Origin of the sequence: Bartonella sp. AP30XZML (assembly GCF_042195945.1) — a bacterium.
Classification (GTDB): Bacteria; Pseudomonadota; Alphaproteobacteria; order Rhizobiales; family Rhizobiaceae; genus Bartonella.
The window spans coordinates 154,279-161,588 of the sequence record NZ_JBHIPJ010000109.1 but is presented as its reverse complement, the minus strand read 5'-3'; the positions used below and the strand labels follow the sequence as shown (position 1 = coordinate 161,588).

At 36.9% G+C, this 7,310-nt stretch carries 5 protein-coding genes; 1 reads left to right on the top strand and 4 read right to left on the bottom strand.

All coding sequences use genetic code 11. From position 1 onward, the window contains the following. Nucleotides 1-4,508 (bottom strand): pertactin-like passenger domain-containing protein (locus ACFIL2_RS08575; RefSeq protein WP_375680272.1); only part of this gene is annotated, 4,508 nt, incomplete at its 3' end. 573 nt (nt 4,509-5,081) lie between these two features. On the opposite strand from ACFIL2_RS08575, the gene ACFIL2_RS08570 reads away from it, so the two are divergent. Beyond that, nucleotides 5,082-6,371 (top strand): MFS transporter, encoded by a 1,290-nt coding sequence (locus ACFIL2_RS08570; RefSeq protein ID WP_375634342.1) that lies wholly within the window; start codon nt 5,082-5,084, stop codon nt 6,369-6,371. Here the strand turns inward: ACFIL2_RS08570 and ACFIL2_RS08565 are convergent. Genes ACFIL2_RS08565 through ACFIL2_RS08555 form a run of 3 tightly spaced genes read right to left on the bottom strand, consistent with a single transcriptional unit; the run spans nt 6,368 to nt 7,246 of the window. After that, on the bottom strand, nt 6,368-6,631 hold the full coding sequence (locus ACFIL2_RS08565) for a hypothetical protein (protein ID WP_375636314.1): 264 nt from the start codon (nt 6,629-6,631) through the stop codon (nt 6,368-6,370). The two genes, ACFIL2_RS08570 and ACFIL2_RS08565, sit on opposite strands and share 4 nt — an antisense overlap. Continuing rightward, nucleotides 6,621-6,800 carry a hypothetical protein gene (locus ACFIL2_RS08560; RefSeq protein ID WP_375634340.1) on the bottom strand — a complete coding sequence of 60 codons (180 nt, stop codon included), beginning with the start codon at nt 6,798-6,800 and terminating at the stop codon, nt 6,621-6,623. The genes ACFIL2_RS08565 and ACFIL2_RS08560 overlap by 11 nt, the downstream gene beginning before the upstream one ends. Further along, nucleotides 6,800-7,246 carry a DNA polymerase III subunit chi gene (locus ACFIL2_RS08555; RefSeq protein WP_375634338.1) on the bottom strand — a complete coding sequence of 149 codons (447 nt, stop codon included), beginning with the start codon at nt 7,244-7,246 and terminating at the stop codon, nt 6,800-6,802. The genes ACFIL2_RS08560 and ACFIL2_RS08555 overlap by 1 nt, the downstream gene beginning before the upstream one ends. Nucleotides 7,247-7,310 lie beyond the last annotated feature (64 nt).

Sequence of the window (7,310 nt, the reverse complement as noted above, 5' to 3'; positions counted from 1 at the left end):
GGACGCACAATCATTTGATCGGCTAAAGATTGAGAAGAGGTTGAAACAGCAGTTTGTTGTTTTTCATCAGAAAGAGGATGAGAACTTCCTGAACCTAAGACTTCAGTAACGTGACTTCTAAGAGAGGAAATAGTTGGAGATACAGAAGCCTGAGATTTTTGCCTTAAGTTTTGGCGGTTTTTTCTTCGACATGGCAATTTAATAGCATGCTCTTGTGGTGCTGTAATCGTTGAAAGAGAAGAAACTGATTGATTTTGATTTAAATGCCGCATAGATCTGCTTCTGCGTGGCGCACTATCCATGTAAACTGCAGTCAAATACCAAATTTTTCCCTCTTCATTCTCAATATTTTTGTGTTTTAAGCCATAAGTATAAGTTCCTCCATCAACCATTACAGTTTTTGCGCCAGAAAAACTTTGTAGAGTAAAAGATGCGCTACCACTTTGATCAAAAATTAAATCAAGTCCTGCTGAAGAAGGATCAACAACTTCAATACCAGAATCTACGGCACTTATTGTGTGAAAACCACTCCCATTCTCAATAAAGAGGTAATCACCTTTTCCTTCTGCAAGGCTGACATTAAAATCGAAGTGTAGACTCCCTGCTAGATTATTAATATAAAGCTGAGAGTAATATAAATCATCTTCAGAAGAGGTGAAAATGACTTTTCCTACACCGCTTAACTGCTGAATGCGTGTACTTTTGTCGTCAACCCCACGAGCAACGGAGTATAATTGAGCGTCTTCTCCATTTAATTCAATGTTTTCTACTATAGTTTGTTGACCATCACCTCCAGCATCAAGATAGATCCCACCAAAATCTTGAACTTTTATTTCTCCTCCTAATATTGCACTAGGAGAAATCCATGAATTGGCATTACCTTCAATCGTTAGATTCTTCACAATTCCACCCGCATAGACTTCTTGAACACCACCAGTGCGTAAAATTACTCTATTCGCTTCACCCCCTGCTAAAACACGCTGCATACCCTCTGAAAAAACTTCAGTATTTACGGCTAAACCACCACTCTTTTGTATAAAATCATCATCATCTGCGAACCACTTAGCAAGAGTTTGTATTCCTCCACTCATCACTTTTGTTCCCACAGCCATCCCATCATCATATACATTCTGCTGTCCTGGCGTATCACCTTGACCATAAAGTGTCGTGTTATAAGCGCTGCTCCCCACAATTCCACCATTTACATAACCATCTCCGAAAACAAGCTGCTCCCCACTATAAATTTCAGCTCTCAATGCGGTTCCTCCTCCCTCCACTCTTTGTTTTCCACCCTCGTAAATAATCGTAAATTCTGAAATCCCTTGTTCCCCTACAATCTCAACACCACCATTTTCAATTGTCGTATTCTTACTGAAACCACCAGCTTCAACATAAAGTCTTCCTGATCCCTGAATTGTATTGTTAATGGACTTCTTAAGAACACCTCGCTCTCCATCATCAGAGATATAAACTACGTTATCATCACCGAGCAAAGAGCTTTGTAGAATTCCTCCTCCTTCGCCAATACTGTAATCAATTACATCAGAGATACTAAAATCTTTTGACGATGTCATATTTTCTTCTTTTTCAGGAAGCTTATCTATAGGTGACTCCGCATAAGGTGAAGAGATTACAGGAGCAAAAGTTATTTGTGGCGTAGCCAAATACCAAGTCTTTGCCCCATTATCATCTTTTGTCTTTAAGCTATACATGTAGACTCCATTATCAATCGTACTCGTCTCTTCTCCAGAAAAATCTATCAGAGTAAAATGCGCATTTCCGCTTTGATCATGAATTAAATCAAGTTCCAAAACTAAATTCTGATCTTGTAGAGGAGAATTGGTAATTTCAACACCAGAATCGATAACGCTTATGGTGTGATGACCTGCTCCTCTTTTTATGAGAAGATAATCACCGCGCTGTTCTACAAAATTAGTATTAAACCTAAAATGTAAATTACCTGAAAGATTACCGACCTCAAGTTTAGAATAATGTGGATTAAACACGGTAGAAGTAAAAATAACGCGTCCATTCCCGCTTAAATCCTCAATCAAAGAGCTTTCACCGTCTATCTTGGAAGCAATAGAGTATAATGTGGTATCTTTGTCATTTAAAACAATTTTTTCTACTTCAGTACGAGATCGCTCAGTACCAGCATAAAGATAAATCCGTCCAGAATCATGAATCATAGTGCTTCCTTCTAATGTTGCACCAAAATGTAACCACGATTGTGCTTGATCCTTAATTATTAAATCTTTTACATAGCCTCCTAAATCTATTGCTTGGAAAGCATTCCCTTGTAAGAGAACACCAATCGCAATTCCTCCCGCTAAAACGTGTTGCTCTCCACCAGAAAAGACCTTCGTATCAAATGCAAAACTGCTATAATGGTCTAGATCTTCTTCCACAAAAAGATTTTGTACCCCTCCTTCCATGATCTTTGTGCTAAAAACCTCTCCATCATCATACACATTCTGGTATCCTAACACTCCATTTTTACCAGAAACGATAGTGTCATAGGCACTGCTTCTTACCATCTCACCTTTGATATCAGACTTTCCTGAAACAAACTGCTCACCACCGTAAATTTTAACCCCTTCAGCTTTTCCCCCATCTTCAACCTTTTGTTTTCCCCCTTTCTTAACTGTACTATCCTGTGAAAGACCCTGTGTTCTAACAAGCTCAGTGCCGCCTCTTTGAATTGTTGTATACAAGCTAAAACCACCGTGATAAACGGAGATCTTTCCACTGTCTTTAACTGTATTACTAATCGAAGTTTCTCCAGTGCTTTCAACTTTCTCACTGTTACTATCAAAGCTAGGATCAGCAATCGTAACAATCATTCCCTTTTCAATTGTGCGTTCTGTGAGATCATTCGATAATGAAGCTATAGCAGATGGTTGCAAGCTAAAATCAGAAAATAAAGAGGTATTTGTCTCATCAAGAGCATAATTCGCATCTAAATACCAGATTTTACCATTGCTCTCATTTTTTCTCTGTTTCAAACTGTACATGTAAGTTCCGGCATCAATAGCTTTGATTTTTTCACCAAAAGTGTTTGTCAGAGTAAAATGAGCGTTTCCACTATGATCAGAAATTAATGTAAATCTTCTGTGGGAAGGGATTGTGATCTCACCCCCAGAATCAGTAATACTTACTGTATGATAACCTGAACCACTTTCTTTAATGACAAGATAATCACTAAGGTGCTTGGCAAAATTGACATTAAAATTGAAATGTAAAGAACCTGAAAGATCATCAATATTAAGCTGAGAATAATGCTTATTAGTCCCTAAAGACGTAAAAATAACTCTGCCACTTCCCGTTAAATTCTGGACATTAACCTGAGGTTTTTTGCTGTTATCTTCAGACGCAATAATGTATAGTTTGGTATCTTCTCCATTTAAATTAAGATTGTCTACTTCCGTAACAGCTTCACCATTTCCAGCATAAAGATAGAGGTTGCCAAAATTATTAACATTTGTATTTTCACCTAATATCGCACCAGCAAAAACCCATGATTTTGCTTGATGATTAATTGTTAGATTATCCACGTATCCAGAATCATATATCTTCTGAGTAGCTCTATCGTATAAAGTAACTTCGCTCGCATTCCCTCCTGCTAAGATATTCTGCGCACCATTTTTAAAAAGTTCTGTACTCAGTGCAAAAGCCCCTTCATTTATTGTAAAATCCTCACCCTCTGTATCAGTATCTTCTGCAAAGCCGTTATTAGAATTCTCTTTACCATCAAGATTCTGGACACCTCCTTTCATAACCTTTGTGTCAACAGCCATCCCACCACTATAGACACTTTGTAGTCCTAGCATTCCATTTTCAGCATAAATTTCGGTGTTATAAGCACTACTTGCCTTATCTTTTCGCGATAAACCAGATCCAAGGCTTCCCTTACCAAAAATAATCTGCTCGCCACCATGGATTTGAGCCCCTTCTGCATTTGCACCACTCTCAACAATTTGTTTACCACCTTTTTTTACAGTGGCATATTCCGAACTGCTCAAGTTTTGTACAACCTCAATCCCACCATGCTCAATTGTTGTATCTCTACTAACACTTGCTGCATCAATGTAGAGTTTTCCCCCTTCTCTAACCGTATTATTAATGGAATAAGCTGCATCTTTATAGTTAAAGCTATTTATTTCAGAACCTTCAGAGTCACGGTTAGTAATATAGATCGCAGCACCATCGCTTATTATTGAATTTGTGAGGACTTCAAAGAATAGCTTTTCTAATCTCTTCCTTTCCTCTTCTGAAAGATCACTTCCTTCTACTGTCTGTTTATTCTCTATCTTTTTTGATTCCCCCTTTTTTTCTTTTAGTCCCCTCACTTCCGATAACAACTTTCTTGTCTCTTCTAGGTGTTCACTGATACTTACTGGTGTTAATAACTTTTCTTTTGGTGTCGCTACTCCATCTGCACTCGCAATCTTGACAAAAAAACCACTGGTTATTAATGCACAAAAACTTAATTTCAATTTGCGTTGCATTATTCACACTCCATAATTTTAAATTTAAATTCTCCCATTTAGAAAAAAGTGCATAGACCAAAACAACTCAATGCAATTGCTCAACCTCATGTTTTTTTAAGATAACAAAGCATTCGATGGATTAAACTCTGACAGATCAAATATACATCATGTGTTTTAAAATGCATGCACAGCTAAAAGATTTAATTTGTTTTAGATACACTTTAAAAGTGTTATAATTGCATCCATGAAAAATATTTTTAATATTTTAAGACACTAAACACCGATCTACGAATAAGATTGATTCCTTAATAGATAAAAATAGCATTAAACTTTAAAGGAAACAGCAATGTGAATGAGAGCTGCGTTTATGTCCACCTATTGCCATCTTCTACAGCATTTAAAGCAGTGTCTTTATTTTATTCAATATGGATAATATATAGACCACTTATTCATACTCATCAGTCCATAATCATTATTCTAATATATAACGAAGTGTCACAATATTGACTCGACACTGATTTGAAATTTCTATAGTTATAGTCAGTTAACTCGTCATTTGATTTGTCATATACTGAAAGGGACATTCTATTCATGTCTATAAACTCAGAAATGAAAGCTACAAGCAACAGAAATTCCCCTCGTCGCATTTTGTTTGCAAGCCTTATTGGCCCAACAATTGAATTCTTTGATTTCTATGTCTTTGCCACTGCCGCAGCTCTCATATTTCCTCATGTGTTTTTTCCAACACAAAATGATCAGATTGCCATTTTACAATCTTTCCTGATCTTTGGAGCGGCCTTTTTTGCTCGGCCCTTTGGATCAATTGTTTTTGGACATTTTGGAGATAAAATTGGAAGAAAAGCAACACTTATTGCTTCTCTTCTCACAATGGGGCTTTCAACAGTCATTATTGGTTTTCTTCCTACTTATGAAACCGCTGGATGGTTTGCCCCTTTCCTCTTGACCTTGTGCCGTATTGGACAGGGAATGGGATTAGGAGGAGAATGGGGAGGAGCTGTTTTGCTCGCAACAGAAAATGCCCCTCCAGAAAAGCGCGGCTGGTACGCGATGTTCCCCCAATTGGGTGTTCCAATCGGTTTATTTTTATCTATTGCCGTTTATTTAGGTCTGTTGCATTTCCTTGATCATGAAGAACTTTTAGCTTGGGGATGGCGCATTCCTTTTATTGCTTCAGTTGTTTTTATGATTATAGGATTATGGATCCGTCTTTCAATCAATGAAACTGTTCAATTCAAAAAAACTCTTGAAAGTAAAGAACGTGTCAAAGTTCCTATCATCGATGTCTTTTTAAAATGTCCACGAATCCTATTTCTTGGAATATTTTCTGGTATGGCAACATTTGTTTTGTTTTACTTGGTCACTGCATATTTGTTAAGCTACTCAACAAACCATCTGCAATTGCCATTTTATCAAGCTCTTCAAGTCGAAATTGTTGGTGCTATTTTCTGTGGAATTTTTACTGTCATCACTGGAAAACTCGCTGATCGTATTAGACGTCGAACTTTGATGATTTGGGTTACAATCATCACCGGTATCTATTCTTTTGCAATTCCTTATTTCTTAAATTCTGGAGTTATAGGAGTCCTTGCAATGTCTGTTATCGGTTTGTCTATCATGGGGATGATATACAGTCCTCTTGGTGCTGTTTTGGCTTCACCATACCCAACAGCAATTCGATATACTGGTTCTTCTATTACTTTCAACTTATCGGGTATCGTAGGAGCCTCTCTTGCGCCTTATATTGCAGAATATCTGGTACAACATTTTGATACATCTTATATCGGCTATTATTTGCTTCTTGCTTCTTTTATTTCACTGATTTGCTTCGTCGGATTTACAGATGATGAAATATCCAACTAAAATATAATAAAGAAGAATAAAATAAGTACTGGCAGCAAAAATGCTGCCAGTTTCATTTTTAAAGACAGGGGTTGAGGTATTTTCCACCACAATATTCCCGCGAACAAGGCACTCAAAAAGAAAAATAAAAAATCTGCAATATTGCTTATATAAGAAACAGCAAACATTTCTGATAAGATATGCGTTGTCCCCAACCATGAAACGCAAAAGAAGGACAACATCACAGCCCATAAAACAAGCAAAATTCGATCAATAATCATCATTATGGCGTTTCATTTTTTTAATTATAGTCCATATATTTAACATGCCTAAAAGAAAAATCACAATAAAAACCCAACGCCCTCCCCCTGAGCCTTCCGTAATAAAAAGTGAAGGATTTACTATTCCCAGTAATCCTATAAAAATCAGAACAATAGATACGAGACGCATTAAACCTGTTTTTCCCAGCGACGATCTTCAGTCTGTTGCCAATACGTTAAATTATGATTTTCCATTTTATATTTTTTCCACTGTGCACGAACGAGATTCAACTGCTCTTCACTTTTACCATCAAATATCACGACAAGTCGTTGATAAGCATCAATATCCGAACAAACAGCTCCCTCTATGAGAAAACGAATCTTTGAATCATTCGGATTTTCTTGTCCTGTCGTAAGAAATACAGGCTGAAAGTTTGGATATTGATCACACTCCGTTCCATGTCCAATAAATGATTCATCAGTATAAACCCATAAATGTATATCTATAGAATCGCGTTGTTCTTTACTCACACACTGTATTGTTACTGTACCAAAACGAGCCAATGCACGCTCCACAAGCGTCGGCAAAATATCCTTCAGCGTTGACTGCGTCAAATGATAGAATAAAATATCCAATCTCTTAAGCCTTCATCATTCTTTATAAAAAAGCTAACATCTTTTTTAAAAAACCTCTATATTC